Source organism: Micromonospora sp. NPDC051296, from assembly GCF_040682255.1.
Classification (GTDB): domain Bacteria; phylum Actinomycetota; class Actinomycetes; order Mycobacteriales; family Micromonosporaceae; genus Micromonospora; species Micromonospora craterilacus.
On record NZ_JBFBAO010000061.1, the window covers coordinates 1 to 24,636 of the forward strand.

Sequence of the window (24,636 nt, forward strand, 5' to 3'; positions counted from 1 at the left end):
GTTCCCCGGCCTGGACCACGAGGCGACGCTGCGCGACCTGACGGTGGTGGCCGACACCGGTGAGGTGTACGCCGGCGACGGCGCCTGGTTCGCCCTCGGTTCAGGCTCGGCTCAGTTCACGTCAGGCGGTGAAGCGCAGCCGACGACGGCGGGCCACCAGGAACATCGCCCCACCGGCGGCCAGCAGCACGGCCGCACCGGCGATGATGCCGCCCGTCGCGGCACCGGTGACCGGCAGACCGCCGCCGCCACCATCGGTGCAGCCCTCCGGCTGCTCCCACGCCACCGGCTCGCCCTCGAACATGCCGTCTTCGTCCGAGATGCTCGGCGTGACGACCAGGCCGTCGTAGGCGTCGAACGCGACCGAGGTCTTCTCGCCCGGAACGGCCTCCAGCGTCTTGACCGTGCCCTTCTCCGAGGTCAGGGTGACCGAGAAGGCGATGCCGTCGGCCGGGTTGTCGATCCCGAAGATCAGCTCGTCGCAGGTCTCGGTGAGCTCGAAGGTCGGCTCACCCGGCTCCGGCACGACCGGCTCGTCGGTCGGCGTCGGCTCCGGCGTCGGCTCCGTAGTCGGCTCCGGCTCGGTGGTCGGCTCCGGCTCGGTGGTCGGCTCCGGCTCGGTGGTCGGCTCCGGCGTCGGCTCGGTGGTCGGCTCCGGCTCGGTGGTCGGCTCCGGCGTCGGCTCCGGCTCCGTGGACGGCGACGGCGTCGGCTCGGGCGTCTGGCACTTGCCGGTGATCGTCGCCTTGCCGGTCTTGGTGTTCTTGACCGTCTCCCGGTCCTTCACCCACTCGGCCTTCACCGTCAGGCGGGGAGGGTTGTACTTGCTGTACCGCGCGACCTGCTCGCCGACCAGCGAACCCTCGCCCGCCTTCGGCAGCACGGCGTCGACCACGATGTTGGTGACCGGAGTCCGGGGCGAGGTGGTCACCTCGGCGATCCTGGCGGTCCACCGGGATTCGCTGTTCGTGACGGTCCACTGGACCTTCACGTCACCGTTCGGCAGATGGCAGCCGACGCCCTTGATGATCGGGTGGTGGGCGCTGGCCGGGGAAGCGACCACGGCGACGCCCGCCAGGCCGATCAGCGCGCCGGCGGCAGCCGCCGCCACGCGCCGGAAGTTCAGACGGTTCACGTCTACTCCTGATTGGAGGGAACTCGGAGGTGAATCAGGCGGGCGGGAAGCAACACACCGCGCCCGACACCCGGCAGACCCTTATCGATCTGGCGCGACTTGTCGCCCCCTTCAGGCACGCCTAAGGATCTTGTTGTAAATCTGTGATCTTACATATACGGAACGTCCTCGCATGGCTGCGGACCGATCAAGTGCCGGTCGCCCGGCACCGGTCGGGCCGTCGCGTAGCGTCGGGGGCATGAGCGACCGGCAGGTGAGGGCATGAGCAGGTGCGGACGATGACCCGGATCGTCGCCGGCAGTCTCGGCGGCCGGCGGATCACCGCACCGCCGGGCGCCGGCACCCGACCCACCTCCGACCGGGTACGCGAGGCGCTGTTCAGCGCGGTGCAGGCGGAGATCGACCTCGACGGTGCGCGCTTCGCTGACCTGTACGCCGGCTCCGGCGCGGTCGGGCTGGAGGCGCTGTCCCGGGGGGCCGCGCACGTGCTGCTGGTCGAGTCCGACCCGCGGGCCGCCCGGGTGATCCGGGAGAACGTGGCCGCCCTGCGGGTGGCGCCCGCCGCACGGCTGGTCACCGGCAAGGTCGGCACGGTCCTGGCCGCGGGGCCGGACGGCGGTCCGTACGACGTGGTCTTCGCCGATCCGCCGTACGCGCTGCCGGACGAGGGCGTGACCGCGATGCTCGCGGCGTTGGTCGACGGAGGCTGGCTGACGCCCGACGCAGTGGTGGTGGTGGAGCGGTCCAGTCGGAGCGGGCCGGTCGAGTGGGTGGAAGGCGTCACTGGCCTGCGCAGTCGCCGATACGGCGAGACCACCCTTTGGTACGGTCGCCGATCATGAGACGTGCGGTGTGTCCCGGCTCCTTTGACCCGGTCACCAACGGTCACCTCGACATCATCGGCCGGGCCAGCCGGCTGTTCGACGAGGTGATCGTCGGCGTACTGGTCAACCAGTCGAAGACCGGCCTGTTCACCGTCGAGGAGCGCATCGACATGCTCCGCGAGGTGACCGCCTCCTACGACAATGTCCGGGTGGAGTGGTTCCGCGGGCTGCTGGTGGACTTCTGCCGGGCCCAGCGGGCGACCGTGCTGATCAAGGGCCTGCGGGCGGTCAGCGACTTCGACTACGAGTTGCAGATGGCCCAGATGAACATCGGCCTCGCCGGGGTCGAGACGCTGTTCATGCCGACCAACCCGCTCTACTCGTTCCTCTCCTCCAGCCTCGTCAAGGACGTGGCCAAGTGGGGCGGCGACGTCACCCCCCACGTCCCCGACGTGGTCCGCGAAGCCCTGAAAACCCGCCTCACCCCGCCCGCCTGACCCGCTCCACCCGTGCACCACTGCGCCGATCTTGCACTTTCGGTCGTGTTTTTGCCCCGATATCCCCCCTTTGTGGGGACGGCAAGTGCATGATCGGCGAGGTCAGGGGTGAGGGTGGCAAGGGCGACGCGCCGGAGGGCGGGGTGGGGTGTGGGTGGAGTGGGGACGACATCATTGGTTGAAGCGGGAACCCGGCCGCAGCCCGCATGATGTAGGTCGGCCCGACGAAACGACAGGAGTGAGGTACCGGTGGACCCGCTCGACCGCATCGACGAACTGATCGCCATAGTGGAGCAGGCGCGCTCCGTCCCGATGTCGCGCAACAACTGCATGGTCGACCGGGGCGAGATGATCGCGGCCCTCGACGAACTGCGCGTCGAGCTTCCCGCCGACCTGCGCCGGGCCGCCGCCCTGTTGGAGGAGCGGGACAAGATCATGGAGGCCGGTAAGCGGGAGGCCGACCGGATCATCAGCGAGGGTGAGGCGGAACACGCCCGCCTGGTCTCGGTGAACGAGATCACCGTCTCCGCCGAGCACGAGGGTGCCCGGATCATCGCCGAGGCCCGGGCCGAGGCGCAGCGCCTGCGCGACGAGGTCGACGACTACGTCGACACCGCGCTGGCGAACTTCGAACAGTTCCTTACCCGGGCGCTCGCGTCCATCGAACGCGGGCGGGACAAGATGCACGCGCTGCGGGAGATCGGCACCTTCGCCGGCGACGAGGCGGAGCGCCCACTCCCCTTCTGAGCAGCGTCCCCCTAACCGCCGGCCGGGGTCCGGCCAGGCCCCGGTTCGACGCTGGGGTGCTGGTCCAGGTAACCTCGTATGTCGGCCTCTCACCGGCCGGAGTCTGACTATGCCCAAGCACACACCCACTTCACTCGACCCCAGGTCGCCGCTGGTCCTCGACACGAGGGAGCTACCGCGCCGGCCTGGTGCGTTGCGTACCGTCAAACGGGTGGCACCGGCGCCGTCGGACCTCGGCGTGGAGTTGATCGGCGTGCCGGAGGGCGCGGGCCTCGACCTCGATCTGCGGATGGAGTCGGTGTCCGAGGGCGTGCTCGTCTCGGGGACCGTCAGCGGTCCGATCCGGGGCGAGTGCGGGCGCTGCCTGCGCGAGATCAACGACTCGGTGACGGTGACCATCCAGGAGCTGTACGCGTACGAGAACAGCACCACGGATGTCACCACCGAGGAGGATGAGGTCGGCCGTATGCAGGGCGACCTGATCGACCTGGAACCGGCGCTGCGGGACGCGGTGGTGCTCGCACTGCCGACCAACCCGCTCTGCCGGGAGGACTGCCCGGGATTGTGCCCCGACTGCGGGGTGCACTTGGACGATCTGCCGGCCGATCACAGCCACCAGCAGATCGACCCGCGTTGGGCGGGCCTGTCGCAACTGACCCGTACAGAGGAGTAAGAACCGTGGCCGTCCCCAAGCGCAAGATGTCGCGCAGCAACACTCGGTCCCGCCGGGCGAACTGGAAGGCCGCGGCGGTCGCGACCGTGGCCTGCCCGCAGTGCAAGTCCGCGAAGCTGCCGCACGCCGCCTGCTCCGTCTGCGGCACGTACAACGGCCGCCAGGTCCTCGAGGTCTGACCCGGACGCCGAGTGACGTCTCCGACCACGGGTCGGGCGACGCGCACACCCCGGCGATCGCCCGCTGCTCCCGCCGACGCCGGCCGGCTTTCCCCGGCCGGCGTCGCCACGGAGCCGGGCACCGCACGGATCGCCGTTGACCTCCTCGGCGGGGACGACGCTCCCGCCGTCGTGGTGGACGGCGCTCTACGGGCGATGCGCGCCGACCCTGACCTGCACCTCCTGCTCGTCGGCCCGACAAAGGTGGCCGGCGGGCTGATCGACGCCCTCGACCCGGCCCAACGGGCCCGGGTCACCGTCCGTCCGGCGCACACCGCCGTCGACATGGCCGACGATCCCACCGCCGCCCGCGCCGAGTCCACCGTCCGGGCGACCGTTGCCGCCGTCCGTGCCGGGCTGGCCGACGCGCTGGTCTCCGCCGGGTCCACCGGCGCCACCGTCACCGCCGCCGCGCTCGGCCTCGGCCGTTGGCCCGAGGTCCGCCGGCCGGCACTCGCCGCCGCCCTGCCCGCCGTCTCCGGGCCCGTCGTGCTGCTCGACGTCGGCGGCTCGCTGGAACCGGGCCCGGCGACCCTGGCCCGGCACGCCGTGCTCGGCGCCGCGTACGCCGCGGTCGCGCACGGCCTCGCCGCGCCCCGGGTGGGGCTGCTCTCCGTGGGCACCGAGCCCGGCAAGGGCGACCGGGCCCGCCGGCTGGCCGACCCCGTGCTCAGCGCCGTGGCACTGCCCGCCGACGCCCGCTACGTCGGGCTGGTCGAGGGGTACGACGTCTGCCTCGGCACGCGTGCCGATGTGGTGGTCACCGACGGGTTCACCGGTAACGTGCTGCTCAAGGCCGTCGAGGGCGCGTACGCCATGGCCGGCGGGCCACCGCCCGGCGGGGACGCACCCCGGGCGGCCGCCCTGCTCGGGGTGGCCGGCACGGTGGTGGTCTGCCACGGAGCCGCCCAGCCCGACGACATCGCCTCCGGCATCGCCCTGGCCGCCCATCTCTGGCGGCGGAACGCCACCGACCGGGTCGCCGCGCTGCTCGCCGGGGACCGCACCGATCGCACGACCGACACCGAGGTACGTACATCATGAGCAACGACAAGCGACGGCGGCCCTCCATCGGCCATCTGGAGGCCGCCTTCGGCGTCTCGATGGACCCGGAACTGCTGGAGCGGGCGCTCACCCACCGCTCGTACGCCTACGAGAACGGCGGCCTGCCCACCAACGAGCGGCTGGAGTTCCTCGGCGACTCGGTGCTCGGTGTGGTGATCACCACCGCCCTCTTCCACAACCACCCGGACCTGCCCGAGGGGCAGCTGGCCAAGCTGCGCGCCAGCGTGGTCAACATGCGCGCCCTCGCCGACGTGGCCCGTGGCCTGGGTCCGGAGGGGCTCGGCCAGTACCTGCTGCTGGGCAAGGGTGAGGAGACCACCGGCGGCCGGGACAAGGCGAGCATCCTCGCCGACACCCTGGAGGCGCTGCTCGGCGCGATCTACCTCCAGTACGGGCTGGACACCGCCGCCATCGTCATCCACCGGCTGTTCGACCCGCTGATGGCCGAGTCGGCGGGCCGGGGTGCCGCGCTGGACTGGAAGACCAGCCTGCAGGAGCTGACGGCCGCGCTCGGTCTCGGTGTTCCGGAGTACCGGATCGAGGGCGCCGGGCCGGATCACCTGAAGACCTTCACCGCCTGGGTGGTGGTCGCCGGCAACCGGTACGGCGGTGCCGACGGGCGCAGCAAGAAGGAGGCCGAGCAGCGGGCGGCCGAGTCCGCGTGGCGGACCCTCACCGAGCAGGCCGAGACGGCTGCCGACGGCTCGGTGGAGGCGGCGGTTCAGGTCGACGCGACCGCCGGTGACGGGCAGAACGACCCGGTCGGCGAGGTCCAGGCCGAGGCCGGCCGTGCCTGAGCTGCCGGAGGTGGAGACCGTCCGGCAGGGGTTGGCCCGCTGGGTGATCGGCCGGCGGATCGACTCGGTCGAGGTACGCCACCCCCGGGCGGTCCGCCGGCACGTTCCGGGCGGTGCCCACTTCGCCGACGTCCTGGCCGGCCGGACCGTGCTCGACGCCCGCCGGCGCGGCAAGTATCTCTGGCTACCGCTGGACAGCGGCGACGCGGTGGTCGGGCACCTCGGGATGTCCGGTCAGCTGCTCCTGCAACCGGCCGCCACGCCCGACGAGACGCACCTGCGGGTGCGGTTCCGCTTCACCGATGACGGCCCCGAGCTGCGTTTCGTCGACCAGCGCACGTTCGGTGGGCTGTCGGTGAGCGAGGGCGGTGCCACGCTACCGGCGGAGATCGCGCACATCGCCCGGGACCCGATGGACCCGGAGTTCTCCGAGACGGAGTTCGTCGCCGCGCTGCGTCGGCGGCGTACCGAGGTCAAGCGGGCCCTGCTCGACCAGACGCTGATCTCCGGGGTGGGCAACATCTACGCCGACGAGGCGCTGTGGCGGTCGGGACTGCACGGCGCCCGGCCGACCGACGCGCTGACCGGTCCGGCCGCCCGGCGGCTGCTCGGCCACGTGCGGGACGTGCTCGGTGAGGCGCTCACCGCGGGCGGCACCAGCTTCGACGCCCTCTACGTCAACGTCAACGGCGAGAGCGGCTACTTCGACCGCTCGCTGAACGTGTACGGCCGCGAGGGGCAGCCGTGCCGTCGCTGCGGCGCGTCGGTCCGCCGCGAGGCGTTCATGAACCGCTCGTCCTACAGCTGCCCCCGCTGCCAACCCCGCCCCCGCGGCACCCTGCGCGCCTGACCCCTGCCCGCCTTCCCGCCCGTCGATCTTGCAGTTTCTGTCCCCGCAAAGGCTGTAAAAAGGGCGTATCGGCGACCGAAAGTGCAAGATCGGCGCAGTGTCGGGGTGGGTCACGGGGAGGGACAGGGTAGCCGCCAGGCGTCGAGGGTGCGGTTCTTGCGGATGGAGGCGAAGCCGTAGCCGACGCTGGTGACGCAGAAGTCCGTGGTGACGCCGGCGTACTCGACGTGGAACACCGGCTTGCCGGCCTCGGCGAAGGGCAGCAACTTGTCACACTGGGTCAGCCGTACGCACTCCTCGTTGACCGCGAAGTCGAAGTCCGGCGCCAGCGCGGCGACCTGCGGCAGGTCGCCCAGCAGACCGGGGGAGAGGTCCAGCGAGCGGGCCAGCGCGGCGAGCCGGCGGTTGAACTGCAACTGGTGGTCGAAATCCAGCGGGAATCCGGAGCGCTGCTGGTAGCCGTCGGCGTCGGCGAGCACCACCGCGCCGAAGCCCTTGCCACGGCAGAGCCGGAACCGGTCGGCCAGCACCGGCCGCACGATGTCCCACTGGCGTACGTCCAGCCAGATGCGCCCGGTGCGGGCTGCCGTCGCGCCGAGCACCTGCGGCGGGTACCGGCTCGCGTCCGGGTCGTCGGGGTGGACCGATCCGACGTACACCTGACAGATGAGCCGGCGGTCCCGGGATCGCAGCTGGGCGGTCTGCGCCGCGGTCGTGGTGATCGGGTCGAGCACGAACACGTCCGCCTCGACCGCCGGGTCCAGCACCCCGTGCAGCTGCCACTGCCACTGCCAGGAGCGGGTGGCGGTGGTCGGCCAGCTGGTTGGCGCGCCGGGCGGGGGGAGGTCGGGCCGGCAGGCGGCCACCGTCACGACCAGCGCGAGCGCCAGGCCGGCCGACAGCGCCCGGCGTACCGCTCGCGCCGGTCGTCCGCCCAGCCCGATCCGCATCGCCAGCTCCGCAGGTCGCGGGGCGGCGTTGCGCCGCCCGAGCCGGTACGCCGGCACTGGCGTACCTCACCGGGTCAAACGAGCACAGACCCGACAAGGACTCGCAGTTCGGCGTGCCGCAGCTCAACCGCGGCGGCCGAGCTCAGCGCGGCGCGGCGAAGACCTGCGTCCAGTACGGCCCGTTGCTGCTCGCCACGCCGACGCCGATCTCGGTGAAGGCGCAGTTCACGATGTTGGCCCGGTGGCCGGGGCTGTTCATCCAGGCGTCCATCACCGCGGCCGGCGTCTTCTGGTTCCAGGCCACGTTCTCGCCGTACGTGCGCCAGACATACCCGACCCGGTCGATCCGCTCGCCAGGGTCACTGCCGTCGCTGCCGGTGTGCGACATGTTCCGGTTGTCCGCCTGGTCCTGGCTGTGCCGCTGGGCCGCCGTCATCAGCTTCTCGTCGACGCTCAGCGCGCCACAGCCGGCCTTGGCCCGCTCCGCGTTGACCAGTTCGACGACCTGCGCCGCCTCCGAGGTGGAGCCGGCGGGCGGGGACCCGGTGGACGGGGAGGCGCTGGACGGGGCGGTGGTGGCCGTGGCACCCCGGCTCGGGCTGCCCTGACGCTCGACGCTCTGCCGTGAGGCCGCCGTGCTGGGCGACGGCGCGGGTGTGGGCTTGCTGGTCCGGCTCGGCGACGGCGCCGCGGTGCTCGGGGAGAGGCTCGGGCTGGGGCTCGGCTCGTCGAGCGTCTCGACGGGGAGGTCCTCCTCCTCGGGCAGTGCCGGAGCGGTGGCGACGATGCCCTCGCCGGCGGTGGCGTCGGGCCGGGAGTCGTCACCGGGCATCGCGAGAGCCGCGACGCCGATGCTCACCACGAGGGTGGCCGCTGCGGCGGCGCCGCCCAGCACCAGGGGACGCCGCGACCGGCGGCCGGTGACCCGGCTGGTCCGGGTCGCTGCGACGGCGGGTTCGCCGGCTCCGTCCCCGCCGTACCGGTCGTGGTCCGGCTGGGCGTATCCGTCCTGCCGGGCGTCGCCCGGCGTGCCGTACCACTGGTTCGCGGTGTCGTACCGGTCGGTGTCGTACCGGTCGGGCTCCGGAACGGCGTGCCGGGCGGTCCGGTCCGTGGCGTGCTGGGCGGTCCAGTCCGCGGCGTGGCCGACTGACGTGGTGGGCTCGTCCACCGACCAGCCGCCGGTGGTCGGCTCGTAGTGTCCGGTTCCCGGCTCGATGGCCCGGTAGTGCTCGCCGGAGTGCCAACCCGCCTCCTCCCGGAAGGAGGCGTACGAGTTGGTGGGGGCGTCGTACCGGCCCTGCTCCGCCGCCGGGTACGACGGCTCGGCCGGCGGGTACGCCTCTGCCGCCTGGTACGGGTGCGGGGTGCCGGAGCGCCACTGCTCGGTCGGCTGGTCGTGGTACCGCCCGTCGGACGGGCCCTCCGGCTCGTCGCCGAACAGGTACGACGAACGTGGCGCCGGTCGGTCGGTCAACCAGGCCGGCTCGTCGGTCGGCGGTTCCGGTCGCCGGGCGTTGCCCGCCGGGTCGATCGGATCGTTCCTGCCGTGCACGCCTGTCGCCTCCACGGGTCGGGTACGGGCCGAGGTGACGCTACGTGGTGGTTCTGAGCAGCGGCAATGTGGCTAAGGAAGAGTTAAGAGGAGCCTGCCCGTCCGGGTGAGGTGTTCCGGCAATCCGGAGCGTAGAGTCGGGGCGTCCGGACAGAGCGTGTCCGCGCCTTGTGGCAGCCCCCGGCGACGGGCCAGGTGGACGTCGAGATGATCTACGGCCTGCGCGAACTTGACGAAGCAGGGGTTTGCGGCTCAATATGGAGATGTCGCCAGTCGCGCCCGGCCATGCCCAGAATTCGCGGGAATGGTAGTCGCGTACACAGGGGCGCGCGTTGGCCGGCCTCTCCGGCAGCGCAAATCAAGGAGTCGAAATGGCGAAGGCCCTCTTTGGCCACGTAGGTGCGGCGCCCGACCGGCGTCTGCTCGACGAGGTCACCCGACTGCGTGCCAGGGTTCAGTCACTGGAGTTCGAGGTCACCCGGCTGCGCGCTGAGAACGATCGGCTCGCGGCGGCTGCGGCAGAGGCGGACGATCTGCTCCGTCTGGCCGAGCCCGTGCTGACCTGACCCACCTGGCCGCCACAACCGAATAGCACCACCGCACCGCAGCGCGCCGACACGATGTGCCGGCGCGCAGTTCTGTCCGTACCCCTTTTCAGCCGGTCGCGACGGCGTGGGCCGGACGGCGGGCGGCGACCGGCAGGCGGGTCGCGTGGAGCGCTCCGCCCGGTCCCGGGTTAGTCTGCGGGTTTACCAGGGTCCGCGCAGCCGGGCGACGGTACGGCGGCCACCGGACGAGGATCGAGAAGGTGCATCTCAAGAGCCTGACGGTGAAGGGCTTCAAGTCCTTCGCCTCCGCGACGACGCTCAAGCTGGAGCCGGGGATCACCTGCGTGGTGGGCCCGAACGGCTCCGGCAAGTCCAACGTCGTCGACGCCATCGCCTGGGTGCTCGGCGAGCAGGGCGCGAAGGCGCTGCGTGGCGGCAAGATGGAGGATGTCATCTTCGCCGGCACCGCCGGCCGGGCCCCGCTGGGCCGGGCCGAGGTGACCCTCACCATCGACAACACCGACGGCGCACTGCCGATCGAGTACACCGAGGTCTCCATCACCCGCCGGATGTTCCGCTCCGGCGAGAGCGAGTACGAGATCAACGGCGACTCCTGCCGCCTGCTCGACATCCAGGAACTGCTGTCCGACTCCGGCATCGGCCGGGAAATGCACATCATCGTCGGGCAGGGCCGGCTCGACGGCATGTTGCACGCCAAGCCGGAGGACCGGCGGGCGTTCATCGAGGAGGCGGCCGGCGTCCTCAAGCACCGCAAGCGCAAGGAAAAGGCGCTACGCAAGCTCGACGCGATGCAGACCAATCTCAACCGCCTCACCGACCTCACCGCCGAGCTGCGCCGCCAGCTCAAGCCGCTCGGCCGGCAGGCCGAGGTGGCCCGGCGGGCCGCCGTGATCCAGGCCAACCTGCGCGACGCCCGGCTGCGGCTGCTCGCCGACGACCTGGCCACCCTGCGCACCACGCTCGACAAGGAGATCGCCGACGAGACCGCGCTGCGGCACCGGCGTGAGCAGGTGGAGACCGAGCACGCCGAGGTGCAGGCCCGCCTCGGTGAGTTGGAGGCGGCGCTGGCCGAGGACGCCCCGCTGCTGGCCGCCGCGCAGGACACCTGGTACAAGCTCTCCGCGTTGCAGGAGCGGTTCCGCTCGATCGAGCAGCTTGCGGTGGAGCGGCTGCGACACCTGAGCGCCACGCCGGACGACGAGCGTCCGGGCCGCGACCCGGAGCAGCTGGAGGCCGAGGCCGAGCGGATCCGCGAGCAGGAGGAGGAGCTGCGGGCGGCGCTCACCGACGACCAGATCCGCCTGGCCGAGGCGGTGGAGCACCGCCAGGAGCTGGAACGGCAGCTCGCCGCCGCGGAGCGGGAGCTGGTCGCCGCCGCGAAGGCGATCGCCGACCGACGGGAGGGGCTGGCCCGGCTGACCGGGCAGGTCAACTCCGCCCGGGCGCGGACCACCAGCGCGGGGGAGGAGATCGAACGGCTCGCCGCCGCGCACACCGACGCGCTGGCCCGGGCCGAGCGGGCGCAGGCCGAGCTGGACGCGGTCGCCGAACAGTCCACCGAGGCGGACCGCGACAACGCCGATCTGGACGCCCGGCACGCCGAGGCGGTCGCCGCCCAGGAGAAGGCGCAGGCGACGGTCCGGTCCCTGTCCGACGCCGAGCGGACGGCGGAGAAGGACGCCGCCACCTGGAAGGCCCGCGAGGAGGCGCTCGCGCTCGGCCTGCGCCGCAAGGACGGCGCTGGGGCGTTGCTGGCCCGCGCCGACCAGGTGCCCGGCCTGCTGGGTAGCCTCGCCGGCCTGCTCACGGTCGCTCCCGGCCACGAGGCGGCGCTCGCCGCGGCGCTGGGCGGCCTGGCCGACGCGGTGGCGGTCACCGGCGTGGACGAGGCCGTCGAGGCGATGCGGCTGCTGAAGATCTCCGACGCCGGGCGCGCCGGGCTGCTGGTCGGCAGCCCCGCCGGGCCGGGGATGGCCGGCTCGGCCGACGCGTTGCGTCCGAAGCTGCCAGACGCCGCGCACTGGGCCCCCGACCTGGTCGACTGCGATGCCCAGATCCGCCCGGCGGTGCACCGGGCGCTGCGCGACGTGGTGCTGGTCGACGACCTCGCCACCGCCGCCGAGGTGGTCGCCGGCAACCCCGAGTTGCGGGCGGTCACCCGGGAGGGAGACGTGGTCGGGGCGTACGCGGCGGCCGGCGGGTCGGCGAAGGCGCCCAGTTACATCGAGGTGCAGGCGGCGGTCGAGGAGGCCCGGGCCAACCGGCTCGCCGCCGAGCGGACCAGCGCCGAACTGCGCGAGCAGCTGGTCGACGCCCGGTCCGCCGCGGCCGAAGCCAAGGAGACGGTGCAGCACGCCGCCGCCGCCAAGCGGGAGGCGGAGAGCCACCGAAACGCCGCCGCCCGTCGGTTGGCCGAGCTGGGCGCTGCCGCCCGGTCGGCGAAGGCGGAGACGGACCGCCTCGGTGAGTCGCGGGCCCGCGCCGAGGCGGCCCGGGAACGGGACCTCACCGCCCTGGCCGAGCTGGCGGAGCGGCTGCGGCTGGCGGAGGCGACGCCGATCGACGCCGAGCCCTCCACCGACGAGCGCGACCAGCTCGCCGCCATGGTGCCGCAGGCCCGACAGAACGAGATGGAGGTCCGGCTCGCGGTGCGTACCGCCGAGGAGCGGGTGGCCTCCATCGCCGGGCGGGCCGACTCGCTGCGCCGGCAGGCCACCGCCGAACGCGCCGCCCGGGAACGGGCCGCCGCCCGGCGGGCGGCGCGAACCCGCGGCGCCGGCATCGCCCGGGCCGTCGCCGGTGGCGCGCGGGAGGCGCTGACCCGGCTGGCCACCAGCATCGCTCAGGCCGAGGAGCACCGCGACGCGGTGGCCCGCGAGCGGGCCACCCGCGAGGCGGAGCTTCAGGAGGTGCGGGCCGCCGCCAAACGGTTCGGCGCGGAGCTGGAGCGGCTGACCAGTCAGGTGCACCGGGACGAGGTCGCCCGCGCCGAGCAGCGGCTGCGCATCGAGCAGCTGGAGGCCAAGGCCGCCGAGGACTTCGGGCTGACCGTGGAGACGCTCATCGCCGAGTACGGTCCGGACCAGCCGGTGCCGCCGACCGAGGCCGAGGTGGCCGCCGCGGAGCGCGACGGCCTGCCGGTGCCCGAACCGGTCCGCTACGAGCGGCCGGTGCAGGAGAAGCGGGCCGCCAAGGCCGAGCGGGAACTCGTCCTGCTCGGCAAGGTCAACCCCCTCGCGCTGGAGGAGTTCGCCGCGCTGGAGGAGCGGTACAAATTCCTCTCCGAGCAGTTGGAGGACCTCAAGGCGACCCGCCGCGACCTGCTCACCGTGGTCAAGGATGTCGACGACCGGATCCTGGAGGTCTTCGCCAGCGCCTTCGCCGACACCGCGCGGGAGTTCGAGCAGGTCTTCACCGTGCTGTTCCCCGGCGGCGAGGGCCGGTTGATCCTCACCGACCCGGACGACCTGCTGACCACCGGGGTCGAGGTCGAGGCCCGCCCGCCCGGCAAGAAGATCAAGCGGCTGTCGCTGCTCTCCGGCGGCGAGCGGTCCCTGACGGCGGTGGCGATGCTGGTGGCGATCTTCCGCGCCCGGCCCAGCCCGTTCTACATCATGGACGAGGTCGAGGCGGCCCTCGACGACGTCAACCTGGGCCGGCTGATCACCCTGCTCGCGCAGCTGCGGGAGAAGAGTCAGCTGATCGTCATCACGCACCAGAAGCGCACCATGGAGATCGCCGACGCGCTGTACGGCGTCACCATGCGTGGCGGGGTGACCCAGGTGATCAGCCAACGGCTCAACCGGGCCGACGGAGACGACGAGCGGCGCAGCCGCGGCGAGGAGAACGGGTAGTGGCTCGGGAACGCGCGACGGCGCTCCTGCTGGATTTCGACGGCGTACTGCGTCGGTGGGACCCGGCGGTTGCCGCCGAGGTGGAGCGGGAGTACGGCCTCTCCGCCGGTGTGCTCGGTGAGATCGCCGAGTCCTGGGGGCTGCTCCAGCCGGTGCTCACCGGCCGGGTGAGCCATGCCGAGTGGGTGTCGAGTGTCGCCGACGCCCTGACCCCCTCGGTCGGCGACCCGACGCGGGCCCGAGCCGCCGTGGAGCAGTGGCAGCGGTACCGCGGTGAGGTCGACCCGGAGGTGCTGGCGTTCGTCCGCGAGGTGCGGGCCGCCGGCATCCGGGTCGGGCTCGGCACCAACGCGACCGACCTGCTCGACGCCGACCTGGCCGCACTCGACCTCACCGGCGAGCTGGACGTGGTGGTCAACTCCTCGGTCATCGGGGTGCACAAGCCGGCCAAGGAGTACTTCCAGGCCGCCTGCGCGGCGCTGGACACCCCGCCGGCCCGGGTGCTCTTCGTCGACGACGAGGACCGGGCGATCAGCGGCGCCCGGGTGGCGGGGCTGTCGGCGCACCGGTGGACCGGTCCGGCCGACCTGCGCTACCTGCGGGCGGCGCTGGCGTTCTGAGTGCGGATTCGCCGGCCGGCTGCGGCTCGGGCGCGGCCTTGCCGGCCGGTTGCGGCCTGAGCCGTAAAGGCGGTCACTCGCCGGTGACGCCGTCGATGCGCTCGCGGAGCAGGTCGGCGTGCCCGTTGTGCCGGGCGTACTCCTCGATCATGTGGCAGTAGACCCAGCGCAGGTTGAACGTCCGGTGCTTCGGGCCGACCTCGGTGAACGTCTCGTCCAGGGACCGGCCGGCGACGGCGTCGCGGGCCAGTTCCACCTGCTGGTGGTAGGTGGCGAAGTCGGCCTCCGCGTCGGCGGTGCTGACGTCGAAATCGGCGTCCGGATCTTCCTCGGTGAAGTAGGCGTAGTCGACCTGTTCGCCGAGGAAGTTCTCCCGGAACCACCAGGCTTCCACCTCGGCCATGTGCCGTAGCAGGCCGAGCAGGATGAGCCCGGACGGCTCGACGCTCGCGGTCTTCAGCTGCTCGGCGGTCAGGCCCGCGCATTTGAGCAGCAGGGTCTGCCGGTGGTAGTCGAGCCAGCCCGCCAGCATGGTGCGCTCGTCGCCGACGTAGGGCTCGGGGGTCCGGGTGATCTCCGGTGCTCTCCAGGTCATGCCCGCCATCCTGGACCGCATATCTGACAACCGGCGACACGTTTTTCGCTCAGGGCACCACGACCACGGGCCAGCGGCCGGTGCGGACCAGGCGGGTGGCGACCGAGCCGACCAGGCGGTGCCCGGCCTGCTCGGACGTGCCCACCACGACCAGGTCCGCCCGGGTCTCGGCGGCCGCGGCGCACAGTTCGGTGTACGCGTCGCCGCGCCGGCACAGGAAGGTCACCGGCACGCCCAGTTCATCGGCGCCGCGCCGGCATTCCTGGCGCAGGTCCTCGGCCAGTTCGTCGTGGGTCTGCTGCACGGCGCCGGCCACCACGCCCGAGATCATCGCGGCGTAGGCGGCCGGCGAGCTGACGAAGACCACCACCAGCCCGGCGCCCTGGCGGCGGGCCAGCCCGGCGGCGTAGGCGGCGGCGCGCAGCGAGGTCCGGCTGCCGTCGACGCCGACCAGGACCACCCGGGGGCCGTCGGTGCCCCGCTCGTACGGCAGGGGGCGGGCCTGCGGGCCGTACTGCTCGCGATCGACCGGACTGCTCATCGGGTCAGTCCCGGACGCCGGTGCGGAGCACGGCGACGCCGCCGCCCGCCGCCACGGTCGACTCCTGCTCGACCTCGTCGGCGAGCGGGCCGCCGGTGTGCCGCAGCAGCGGCACCTCCTTGATGAAGAGGACCGCGATCAGGGCGATCAGCCCGAACGGCGCGGCGGCCAGGAAGATGTCCCCGGCTCCGTGCCCGTACGCGGCCTCCACCACCGCCCGGATCGGGGCGGGCAGGCTGTGCACGTCCGGCAGGGTGCCGCCGCTGCCGGACGTGGTCGGGATGCCGAGCGCGGCCAGTCCGTCGGCGAGGTACCGCGTGACGTTGTGGCCCAGCAGCGCACCCAGCGCGCTGACGCCGACCGCGCCGCCGAGGCTGCGGAAGAAGGCCACCACCGAGCTGGCCGCGCCGAGTTCGTGCGCGCCGACGGTGTTCTGCACGGCGAGTACCAGGTTCTGCATGGTCATGCCCACACCGATGCCGACCAGCGCCATGAAGATGGCGAGCCGCCAGTACGGGGTGTCCGCCCGCAGCGTGCCCATCAGCGCGAAGCCGACGGTGAGCAGGGCCGACCCGGCGACCAGGTAGCGCTTCCAGCGTCCGGTGCTGGTGATGAGCCGGCCGACGACCGTGGAGGAGACCAGCAGGCCGAGGATCATCGGCAGGGTCATCAGGCCGGACATGGTCGGGCTCACCCCGCGGCTGATCTGGAAGTACTGGCCGAGGAAGACCGAGGCGCCGAACATGGCGATGCCGACCGCGATGCTGGCCAGCACCGAGAGGGTGATGGTGCGGTTGCGGAACAGTCGCGGTGGGATCAGCGGCTCGCTGGCCCGGGTCTCCACCCGGATCGCGGCGGCCCCGAGCAGCAGCGCGCCGCCCACCATGGCCGTGCTCTGCCAGGAGAGCCAGTCGTACCTGTTGCCGGCGAGCGAGACCCAGATCAGCAGCAGCGACACGGCAGCGGTGATCAGCGTGGCGCCCCACCAGTCGATCTTCACCTTGCGCTTGACCACCGGCAGGTTGAGGGTCTTCTGGAGCACGATCAGGGCGAGGACCGCGAACGGCACGCCCACGTAGAAGCACCAGCGCCAGCCGAGCCAGGAGGTGTCGACGATGACGCCGCCGATCAGCGGACCGCCGATGGTGCCGACGGCCATCACCGCACCGAGGTAGCCGCTGTACCGGCCGCGCTCACGGGGCGCGATCATCGTCGCCATGATCACCTGAGCCAGCGCGGTGAGACCGCCGGCACCGACGCCCTGGAGCACCCGGCAGGCGATCAGCTGCCCGGTGGACTGGGAGAGCCCGGCCAGCACGGAGCCGAGCACGAACACCGCCAGGGCGATCTGGACCAGCACCTTCTTGCTGGTCAGGTCGGCGAGCTTGCCCCAGAGCGGGGTGGTCGCGGTGGTCGCCAGCAGCGTCGAGGTGACCACCCAGGTGTACGCGGACTGGGTGCCGTGCAGTTCGGTGATGATCCGGGGCAGCGCGTTCGCGACGACCGTGCCGGACAGGATCGCGACGAACATGCCCAGCAGCAGGCCGGAGAGCGCTTCCAGGGTCTGCCGGTGGGTCATGTTGACGGTGGTCGCCCGAGCGGGCGCGGTCACCTGCGTCATTGGGGGTGCCTCCGAACGGAGTCGAGAGTTGTTGCTTGGGGCAACACTAGAGGTTGGTTGCCTCAAGCAACAACTTAGCGAAGTGGCCGACCTATTCCGCGTCCGCTCAGTTCAGTCCCAGGCGTCGTTGAAACGCCGCATCAGGCGCGCGAGGTCCTCGACGTCCTGCCGTGGCCAGCTCTCCAGGGCCCGGCGGATCTGCCCCAGGCGCGACGCCCGGGCGGCGTCGAACCGGCGCTGGCCCTCCTCGGTCAGGCTGAGCTGGGCGGCCCGCCGGTCGCTCGGATCGGGGTCGCGCCGGACCAGCCCGAGGCTCTCCAGGCTGTTGATCTGCCGGCTGAGCGTGCCCTTGCCGATGCCGAGCCGGGTGGCCAGGTCGGTGAGCCGGATCGCGCCGGAGCGACGCAACCAGAGCAGCAGCCCGTACGTGTTCGGCTCCAGGTCGGGGTGCACCTCGCTGGCGATCTCCCAGGAGATCGCGCGCCCACGGCGCAGCAGTGCGGTCAGCTCGTGCTCGACCTCGCGCAGGCTCTCCGGCAACTGCTCGTCCACTCGGGCAGCGTACTCAGCTGGCGTCGGTGAGCCGGTGCCGTGCCACCTCGCGGAGGCGACCGTCGCCGGTGGTGCCCTCGATCGTCACCTCGGCCGCCCGGCCGGCGTGGGTCAGCGTGGCCACCGCGTTGCCGAAGTACGGCCCGGCCAGCTTGCGCCACTTCACCGAGGACCGGCGCACCCCGGCGGTACGGGCCAGCGCCCGGGTCGCCCCGGCCGGCCCGCGCGCCCAGCTGAGCCGCATCAGCGGGCGTATCCCGGCCGGCACCTGGTTGTGGATCGGTGAGCAGGTGAGCTGGTGCACCGGGGTGCGTACCGCCGGGTCGGCGAACCGGACCCGGGCCACGTACGAGTGGTGCACGTCGCCGGAGAGCACGCTGATCGACGCCGGCGCCGGGTACGCCGGGCCGGCGCCCTTGCGGTCGTCGGGCGTGCCGGGGGTGCCGCTGCCGATCCGGGCGAACAGCGCGCCGAGGGCGTCGAACGAGCGGCGGAACGCGCCCCAGTGCTCCAGGTCGAGCGCGCGGCGCAGCCGCTCGCCCAGCCCGGCGATCCACGGCCGTCGGGAGTCGGCCAGCTTCTCGTTCCACGCCTCGATGTGGTGGATGCCGGGCGGCAGCAGCCAGGGCAGGGAGGAGCCGACCACCAGGTGGTCGTAGCTGCCGTGGGCCCGGTCCACGAACCACGACCACTCGGCGGGCGGCAGCATGGCCCGCCGGCCCGGCACCAGCACCCGACTGCACCGGCTGTCCAGCATCACCAGGCGGGTCCGGCCCAGATCGAGCGCGTAGCTGAACTGGTACTGCACTCCGTTCCAGCGCTGGGTGTCGTGGGCCAGGTCGGCCTCGGTGTCGACCCGCTGGCCGAACTCGCGCAGCACCCCGGTGGCGTCCTCGGCCGCGGTCACCTTCGCGAAGACCGGGTCGGCGGCGATCTCGTCCGGCGAGAGGTTCCCCAGGTGCTGGTACACCCAGTAGGAGGCCAGCCCGCTGGCGATCCGCTCGGCCCACCAGGGCTGCTCGCGCATCTCGGCCCGCCACGACGCCGAGGTGTTCCAGTCGTCGATGATCTCGTGGTCGTCGAAGATCATCACGCTCGGCACGGTGGAGAACAGCCAGCGGATCTCCGGGTCGCTCCACGACTCCAGGTAGAGCTTGGTGTACTCGTCGAAGCTGACCACCTGGTCGCTCGGCGCGCCTCTGGGCCGCCGCCGACGCCGCCGCAGCAGGCGTTTCATGGTCGGCGAGGTCTCGTCGGCGTAGACCTGGTCGCCGAGCAGCACCAACAGGTCGGGCAGGGCCGCCGGCTCCGGGTCGGCCAGCACCCGCCGGGTGTACGCGTCCAGCGCGTCCGGGGGGAGCTTGCGGGTGGTCGCCTGCTGGGTGGCTTCCCGGCAGGAACCGAAGAGCAACCGGACCGGCTGGTCCCGGTCGTCGGCGGCGCGGGTCCGGATCATGCTCGGCGGGAAGCGGCTGTCCGGCAGTGGCCAGGCCACCTCGTCGTCGATCAGCACCTGGTAGGTGGTGGCGCTGTCCGGGGTGAGCCCGTCCACCACCACGAGCGCGTAGTGGTGGTCGTACGCGGAGAAGGTGGGTGCCGTGCCGGTGGCGCCACCGGCCGTGCGGACGGTGACCACCGCGGGCGCCGTGGTCTCGACCCACACGGTGGCCCGTGTCCCGACGATCCGCCGCAGTAGCGGACCGATGAGCAGTTGGGCGGCGGGCATGGCGAAACCTCCGAGCCGAGGGAACTCCCTCTTTACTACCCAGCCGGCGGTCGAAGCACTGCTGGCTGGCCGAGCCTATCGCCGGCCGCCGGTGCCGGAGGGCGCGGTGGATGAGACGCCGTCGCGGGCATCTGACAGGATTTCGGCATGATGGACTACCTCCTCGTCGCACTCGCCCTGCTCGGCGTGCTGATCCTCGCCGGGATCGGGTTGGTCGTGCCGCGGCTACGCCGGCGGCCGGAGCCGCCGCTGCCGCGTACGGAGGTCGACACCCGGACGGAGGAGGGCCTCGCCGGACCGCCGGTGCAGGCGCCGGAGTCCGACCTGTCCACCGGCGTGCTGGTCGAGCCGCCGCCGGTCATCGAGGCGCCGGCCCCGGCCGTCGAGGTGCCCGAGCCCACCGCCGGCCGGCTGGTGCGGCTGCGGTCCCGGCTGTCGCGCTCGCAGAACGTCTTCGGCAAGGGGCTGCTCGGTCTGCTCAGCCGCGACCGGCTCGACGAGGACGTGTGGGAGGAGATCGAGGACAGCCTGATCACCGCCGACGTGGGGGTCGACGCCACCCGCGAGATCGTCGACCGGCTGCGGGAGCGGACCCGGGTGCTGGGCACCCGGACGGTCGCCGAGCTGCGCGCCCTGCTCGCCGCCGAGCTGGTCAACGCGCTCGACCCGGCGCTGGACCGGTCCCTGCACACCGCGCCGAAGGAAGGCGTGCCGGCGGTGCTGCTGGTGGTCGGCGTCAACGGCGCCGGCAAGACCACCACCTGCGGCAAGATCGCCCGGGTGCTCATCGCCGACGGCCGTAGCGTGCTGCTCGGCGCAGCCGACACCTTCCGGGCCGCCGCCGCGGACCAGTTGGAGACCTGGGCCGGGCGGGTCGGTGCCGAGACCGTCCGAGGCCCGGAGGGCGCCGACCCGGCCAGCGTCGCCTTCGACGCGGTCCGGCGCGGCATCGACACCGGCGTGGACACCGTGCTCGTCGACACCGCCGGCCGCCTACAGAACAAGATCGGCCTGATGGACGAGCTGGGCAAGGTCAAGCGGGTGGTGGAGAAGCACGGACCGATCGACGAGACCCTGCTGGTGCTCGACGCCACCACCGGCCAGAACGGGCTGGAGCAGGCCCGGGTCTTCACCGAGGTGGTCAACGTCACCGGGGTGGTGCTCACCAAGCTCGACGGCACGGCCAAGGGCGGCATCGTGATCGCCGTGCAGCGCAAGCTCGGCATCCCGGTGAAGCTGGTCGGCCTCGGCGAGGGCAAGGACGACCTGGCCCCGTTCGACCCCGCGCAGTTCGTCGATGCACTGTTGGGCACCGACGCCCCCGGGCAGACCGCGTAACCTCGGGTGACCAGAGACGATCGCGCGTACGCGGGCTGGCGCGACCCGAGCCACCCGTCGCAGCGCCTCGGGAGACCGTACGTGACTTCGCAGGAGATCCCCCTGCACGGCGGGAACGTGAGCACCGTGGTCCGGGTGGGCGACACGGTCCGGCGCAACGCCGGGCCCTGGACACCGTCGGTGCACGCCCTGCTGCGTCACTTGGAGTACGTCGGGTTCACCGGCGCTCCCCGGGCCCTTGGCATGGACGAGCGCAACCGGGAGGTGCTGTCGTACCTCGAGGGGGAGTGCGGGGAGTACCCGCTTGCCCCGCACTGGGTCACCGACGAGGCGCTGGTCACCGTCGCCACCATGCTGCGGATGTTCCACGACGCCCAGTACGGCTTCGTCCCGCCGCCGAGTGCGGTGTGGCGCTCGTTCGGCCCGCCGCCGCCGGACACCGAGGTCATCTGCCACCACGACGCGGCACCGCACAACGTGATCTGGCGGCCGGACGGCACCCTCGGGCTGATCGACTTCGATCTCGCCTCGCCCGGCGCGCGGATCTACGACGTGGCGTACGCGGCCTGGACCTGGGTACCGATCTTCTCCGACCGGGATTCGATCACCCTCGGCTGGACCCATCCGGACCGGCCGCGCCGGCTGCGGCTGTTCGCCGACGCGTACGGGCTGATCCCGCGTGACCGGCATCGGCTGATCCGGACCATCCGCAAGCGGATCGTCGACCACGTGGAGGGCATCCGGCGGATGGCCGCGGCGGGGGAGCCGGCCTTTGTCCGGATCGTGCACAAGGGTCACCTGCGCCGGCCCATGCGGGATCTGCGGCTGCTGGACTACGAGCGGCAGGCCCTCGAGTACGCCCTGCGGTGATCGCTCGGCGGATCAACCTGCACCAAATGGCCGATCCGCCCCCCACCATCTCACCGAGGTGTGCGACTTTCTTCACACGTCCGAAACAACGCGTCACGGTTCGGAAACCAGCCGGAGACCCTGGGTGAAACAGCCGGCTATCAGGCTTCCGCGCAACCGGCGTACGGGCGATGCTGCGCGATGCCGGGAGGGAGGAAAACGACCCGAGAGGAGGCAGCGTGCCGGAGCTAGATTCTGGTGCCACCGCCTGGATTTTGACTTCAGCCGCGCTGGTGTTGCTCATGACGCCCGGCCTGGCGCTGTTCTACGGTGGCATGACGCGATCCAAGTCCGTGCTCAACATGATGATGATGAGCTTCGGCGCGATCGGCCTGGTCAGCCTGTTGTGGGTGTTCTACGGCTACAGCATCGCGTTCGGTGAGGACGTCGGCGGGATCACCGGTGATCTCTCCGCCGCCGGGCTGCGCGGCATGCTGGAGAGCGGCACCGAGGGCGGCATCCCCGACCTGCTGTTCGCCGGCTTCCAGCTGATGTTCGCCGTGATCACCGTCGCCCTGATCAGCGGCGCGATCGCCGACCGGGCCAAGTTCGGCCCGTGGCTGCTCTTCGCCGGCCTGTGGGCCACCCTGGTCTATTTCCCGGTGGCGCACTGGGTCTGGGGCGGCGGCTGGATCTTCGAGCTGGGCGTGCTCGACTTCGCCGGTGGCACCGCGGTGCACATCAACGCCGGTGCGGCGGCGCTCGCCCTGGCACTTGTGCTCGGCAAGCGGGTCGGCTGGCCGAAGGACAAGTTCAAGCCGCACAACCTGCCCATGGTGCTGCTCGGCGCGGGTCTGCTGTGGTTCGGCTGGTTCGGCTTCAACGCCGGCTCGGCCGGTGCGGCCAACGGCGCCGCGGCCATCTCGCTGATCAACACCCAGGTCGCCACCGCCGCAGCGGTGCTCGGCTGGATCGTGGTCGAGTGGATCCGCGACGGCAAGCCGACCACCCTCGGTGCGGCCTCCGGCGCGGTCGCCGGCCTGGTCGGCATCACCCCGGCCTGTGCGTTCCTGGAGCCGCTGGGCGCGATCGCCCTCGGTGTGATCGCCGGTGCGGTCTGCGCGCTCGCGGTGGGTCTGAAGTACCGGTTCAAGTACGACGACTCGCTCGACGTGGTGGCCGTGCACATGATCGGCGGCATCATCGGCTCGCTGCTCATCGGCTTCCTGGCCATCGAGGTGCTCGCTGGTGAGGGTAACGACGGTCTGCTCTACGGTGGCGGTATCGCGCTGCTGGGCAAGCAGGCGGTCGGCGTGATCGCCGTGCTGGTCTACTCGTTCGTGGTCGCGTACGTGATCGGCTTCGCGATCGAGAAGACGATCGGCTTCCGGGCCAGCGCCGACGCGGAGGTCGAGGGCATCGACACCGCGGAGCACGCGGAGAGCGCGTACGAGTTCAGCTCCACCGGTGGCGGTGGCGGTGCGTTCGCCGCCGCGGGCATCGCCCCTTCGACCACGCCGAAGACCGAGCCCACCGAACCGGTGAGCGAAAAGGTCGCCGGCTAACGTTCCTGAGATGGAGGGGTTGGACATGAAGCTGGTGACCGCGGTCATCAAGCCGCACCAGTTGGACGCCGTCAAGGAAGCCCTGCACACGCTGGGCGTAGCCGGGCTGACCGTGAGCGAGGTCCAGGGCTACGGGCGACAGAAGGGCCACACCGAGGTCTACCGGGGTGCCGAGTACACCGTCGAGTTCCTGCCCAAGATCCGGGTCGAGGTGCTCACCGACGAGATCGACGTCGAGAAGATCGTCGACGCCGTCGTCGGGGCCGCCCGGACGGGCAAGATCGGTGACGGCAAGGTCTGGGTGACCGGTGTCGAGGAGGTCGTCCGGGTCCGCACCGGCGAGCGCGGCCTGGACGCCCTGTAGGAACAGCATCGATGACCTCGTTGACCTCCAGGCCAGCCCCGGAACCTGTCCGCGGTGTGGATCTCCTGGTCAACGAGGTCGTCGGCGTACCGGCCGGGATCGGCGCGACGGCGCGGCGAGCCCGGGCGGACGCGTACGACGCCTGGCTGGCCCGGCTCATGCCGGGCCGGCCGGGCGTCGCGCTGCTCGCGGTCGGCGGGCTCGGCCGGCGGCAGTGTGCCCCCCACGGCGACCTCGACCTGGTGCTGGTGCACGCCGGGGTGCCCGGGGTCGACGAGCTGGCCGCGGCGCTGTGGTACCCGATCTGGGACGCCGGGCTGCGGCTGGACCACTCGGTGCGGACCGTCGCCGAGGCACTGTCGGTCGCCCAGGACGACGTCAAGGTGGCCCTCGGGCTGCTCGACGCCCGGCTCGTCGCCGGCGACCCCGAACTGGCCGACACGCTGGTCCGCAGCGCCGCCGACCACTGGCGGCGCACCGCCGTACGCCAGCTGGCCCCGCTGCGGGAGACCACGGCCGCCCGCTGGCAGGCCCACGGCGAGCTGGCGTTCCTGCTGGAGGGCGACCTCAAGGAGGCGGCCGGCGGCCTGCGTGACGTCGGCCTGCTACGGGCCATCGCCACCGCCGGGATCACCGACGCGCTGCGTCCGGCGGTCCGCGCCGCGCACCTGCGGCTGCTGGACACCCGCGACGCGCTGCACCAGCAGATCGGCCGGCGGGTGGACCGGCTGCTCGCCCAGGAACGCGACGGGGTGGCCGCCCTGCTCGGGCTACGGCAACTCCAGCCCGGCGCGCCCGACGGCACGCCGCTCGTACACCCCGATCCGCCCGATGCCGCGCCGCGCGCCGAGGAGGGCGACGGCGACGCCCTGCTGCGCCGGGTGGCCGGCGACGCCCGCACCGTCAGCCACGCCCTGGACGACGCCTTCCGCGCCGCCGACCGGCTGCGCTCCGGCCGCCGCCGGGGCTCGGACGGGCGGCCGGTGCGCCGGCCGGTCGCCCGGGACGTGGTCGAGCACGACGGCGAGCTGGTGCTGGCCCGTACGGCCATCGGGGCCCGCCCCGATCCGAGCCTCTCGCTGCGGGTCGCGGCCGCCGCAGCCGCCACCGGGCTGCCGATCGCCCGGGCCA

The 24,636-nt window shown here is 72.4% G+C and carries 23 protein-coding genes and 1 pseudogene; 16 read left to right on the forward strand and 8 right to left on the reverse strand.

Features of this window, described 5'->3' with window-relative positions:
* Positions 1–121: 121 nt before the first annotated feature.
* Positions 122–1,135, reverse strand: a complete 1,014-nt coding sequence (locus tag AB0M52_RS09690; RefSeq protein WP_363951243.1) for a cell wall anchor protein — start codon at positions 1,133–1,135, stop codon at positions 122–124.
* A 278-nt stretch (positions 1,136–1,413) separates the two neighbouring features.
* On the opposite strand from AB0M52_RS09690, the gene rsmD reads away from it, so the two are divergent.
* The 8 genes from rsmD (at position 1,414) to mutM (ending at position 6,806) form a co-directional block, all read left to right on the forward strand.
* Complete coding sequence (gene rsmD, locus AB0M52_RS09695) at positions 1,414–1,977, forward strand: 16S rRNA (guanine(966)-N(2))-methyltransferase RsmD (protein ID WP_363951245.1); 564 nt, start codon at positions 1,414–1,416, stop codon at positions 1,975–1,977.
* A complete protein-coding gene (gene coaD / locus AB0M52_RS09700) occupies positions 1,974–2,456 on the forward strand; it encodes a pantetheine-phosphate adenylyltransferase (protein WP_111219576.1) in 483 nt (160 codons plus the stop codon). The genes rsmD and coaD overlap by 4 nt, the downstream gene beginning before the upstream one ends.
* A 249-nt stretch (positions 2,457–2,705) precedes the next feature.
* Entirely contained in the window at positions 2,706–3,203 is a 498-nt protein-coding gene (locus AB0M52_RS09705; protein WP_363951247.1) for a hypothetical protein, read from the forward strand.
* Between the two features lie 109 nt (positions 3,204–3,312).
* Positions 3,313–3,876, forward strand: a complete 564-nt coding sequence (locus tag AB0M52_RS09710) for a YceD family protein (protein WP_363951249.1) — start codon at positions 3,313–3,315, stop codon at positions 3,874–3,876.
* Between the two features lie 5 nt (positions 3,877–3,881).
* A complete protein-coding gene (gene rpmF / locus AB0M52_RS09715; RefSeq protein ID WP_091435485.1) occupies positions 3,882–4,055 on the forward strand; it encodes a 50S ribosomal protein L32 in 174 nt (57 codons plus the stop codon).
* Between the two features lie 129 nt (positions 4,056–4,184).
* The gene (locus tag AB0M52_RS09720) at positions 4,185–5,138 is read left to right on the forward strand and encodes a phosphate acyltransferase PlsX (RefSeq protein WP_363951280.1); all 954 of its coding nucleotides are present in this window, start codon (positions 4,185–4,187) and stop codon (positions 5,136–5,138) included.
* The gene (gene rnc / locus AB0M52_RS09725; protein WP_363951252.1) at positions 5,135–5,956 is read left to right on the forward strand and encodes a ribonuclease III; all 822 of its coding nucleotides are present in this window, start codon (positions 5,135–5,137) and stop codon (positions 5,954–5,956) included. The genes AB0M52_RS09720 and rnc overlap by 4 nt, the downstream gene beginning before the upstream one ends.
* Positions 5,949–6,806: a bifunctional DNA-formamidopyrimidine glycosylase/DNA-(apurinic or apyrimidinic site) lyase gene (mutM, locus tag AB0M52_RS09730; protein ID WP_363951254.1), complete on the forward strand. Its 858-nt coding sequence runs from the start codon at positions 5,949–5,951 to the stop codon at positions 6,804–6,806. Before rnc ends, mutM begins: the two co-directional genes overlap by 8 nt.
* Before the next feature lie 110 nt (positions 6,807–6,916).
* Here mutM and AB0M52_RS09735 read toward each other — a convergent pair whose 3' ends face one another.
* Positions 6,917–7,813, reverse strand: a complete 897-nt coding sequence (locus AB0M52_RS09735; protein WP_363951256.1) for an endo alpha-1,4 polygalactosaminidase — start codon at positions 7,811–7,813, stop codon at positions 6,917–6,919.
* A gap of 85 nt (positions 7,814–7,898) precedes the next feature.
* A complete protein-coding gene (locus AB0M52_RS09740) occupies positions 7,899–9,311 on the reverse strand; it encodes a CAP domain-containing protein (protein ID WP_363951257.1) in 1,413 nt (470 codons plus the stop codon).
* A gap of 371 nt (positions 9,312–9,682) precedes the next feature.
* On the opposite strand from AB0M52_RS09740, the gene AB0M52_RS09745 reads away from it, so the two are divergent.
* The 3 genes from AB0M52_RS09745 to AB0M52_RS09755 all read left to right on the forward strand — a co-directional run bounded on the left by AB0M52_RS09745 (position 9,683) and on the right by AB0M52_RS09755 (position 14,354).
* On the forward strand, positions 9,683–9,877 hold the full coding sequence (locus tag AB0M52_RS09745; RefSeq protein ID WP_363951258.1) for a hypothetical protein: 195 nt from the start codon (positions 9,683–9,685) through the stop codon (positions 9,875–9,877).
* Between the two features lie 242 nt (positions 9,878–10,119).
* On the forward strand, positions 10,120–13,734 hold the full coding sequence (smc, locus tag AB0M52_RS09750) for a chromosome segregation protein SMC (RefSeq protein WP_363951260.1): 3,615 nt from the start codon (positions 10,120–10,122) through the stop codon (positions 13,732–13,734).
* Positions 13,734–14,354 carry an HAD-IA family hydrolase gene (locus AB0M52_RS09755; RefSeq protein WP_363951262.1) on the forward strand — a complete coding sequence of 207 codons (621 nt, stop codon included), beginning with the start codon at positions 13,734–13,736 and terminating at the stop codon, positions 14,352–14,354. The genes smc and AB0M52_RS09755 overlap by 1 nt, the downstream gene beginning before the upstream one ends.
* Positions 14,355–14,427: 73 nt before the next feature.
* Here AB0M52_RS09755 and AB0M52_RS09760 read toward each other — a convergent pair whose 3' ends face one another.
* The 5 genes from AB0M52_RS09760 to AB0M52_RS09780 all read right to left on the reverse strand — a co-directional run bounded on the left by AB0M52_RS09760 (position 14,428) and on the right by AB0M52_RS09780 (position 19,389).
* Positions 14,428–14,949: a DinB family protein gene (locus AB0M52_RS09760; protein WP_363951264.1), complete on the reverse strand. Its 522-nt coding sequence runs from the start codon at positions 14,947–14,949 to the stop codon at positions 14,428–14,430.
* Positions 14,950–14,998: 49 nt separating this feature from the next.
* Entirely contained in the window at positions 14,999–15,490 is a 492-nt protein-coding gene (locus AB0M52_RS09765) for a universal stress protein (protein ID WP_363951266.1), read from the reverse strand.
* Between the two features lie 4 nt (positions 15,491–15,494).
* Entirely contained in the window at positions 15,495–17,111 is a 1,617-nt protein-coding gene (locus tag AB0M52_RS09770; protein WP_363951268.1) for an MDR family MFS transporter, read from the reverse strand.
* Between the two features lie 111 nt (positions 17,112–17,222).
* Positions 17,223–17,663, reverse strand: coding sequence for a MarR family transcriptional regulator (locus AB0M52_RS09775; RefSeq protein WP_363951270.1), 441 nt, complete (start codon positions 17,661–17,663; stop codon positions 17,223–17,225).
* A 13-nt stretch (positions 17,664–17,676) separates the two neighbouring features.
* Positions 17,677–19,389, reverse strand: a complete 1,713-nt coding sequence (locus AB0M52_RS09780) for an alkaline phosphatase D family protein (RefSeq protein ID WP_363951272.1) — start codon at positions 19,387–19,389, stop codon at positions 17,677–17,679.
* A gap of 147 nt (positions 19,390–19,536) precedes the next feature.
* On the opposite strand from AB0M52_RS09780, the gene ftsY reads away from it, so the two are divergent.
* The 5 genes and pseudogenes from ftsY to AB0M52_RS09805 form a co-directional block, all read left to right on the forward strand.
* Positions 19,537–20,727: a signal recognition particle-docking protein FtsY gene (gene ftsY / locus AB0M52_RS09785; protein ID WP_363951275.1), complete on the forward strand. Its 1,191-nt coding sequence runs from the start codon at positions 19,537–19,539 to the stop codon at positions 20,725–20,727.
* Between the two features lie 6 nt (positions 20,728–20,733).
* Positions 20,734–21,597 (forward strand): aminoglycoside phosphotransferase family protein, encoded by an 864-nt coding sequence (locus AB0M52_RS09790; RefSeq protein WP_199523688.1) that lies wholly within the window; start codon positions 20,734–20,736, stop codon positions 21,595–21,597.
* Positions 21,598–21,767: 170 nt separating this feature from the next.
* Complete coding sequence (locus AB0M52_RS09795; protein ID WP_363951278.1) at positions 21,768–23,141, forward strand: ammonium transporter; 1,374 nt, start codon at positions 21,768–21,770, stop codon at positions 23,139–23,141.
* 25 nt (positions 23,142–23,166) lie between these two features.
* Positions 23,167–23,505 carry a P-II family nitrogen regulator gene (locus AB0M52_RS09800; RefSeq protein WP_170147604.1) on the forward strand — a complete coding sequence of 113 codons (339 nt, stop codon included), beginning with the start codon at positions 23,167–23,169 and terminating at the stop codon, positions 23,503–23,505.
* An 11-nt stretch (positions 23,506–23,516) separates the two neighbouring features.
* Positions 23,517–24,636, forward strand: a pseudogene (locus AB0M52_RS09805) ([protein-PII] uridylyltransferase); the annotation flags it as partial.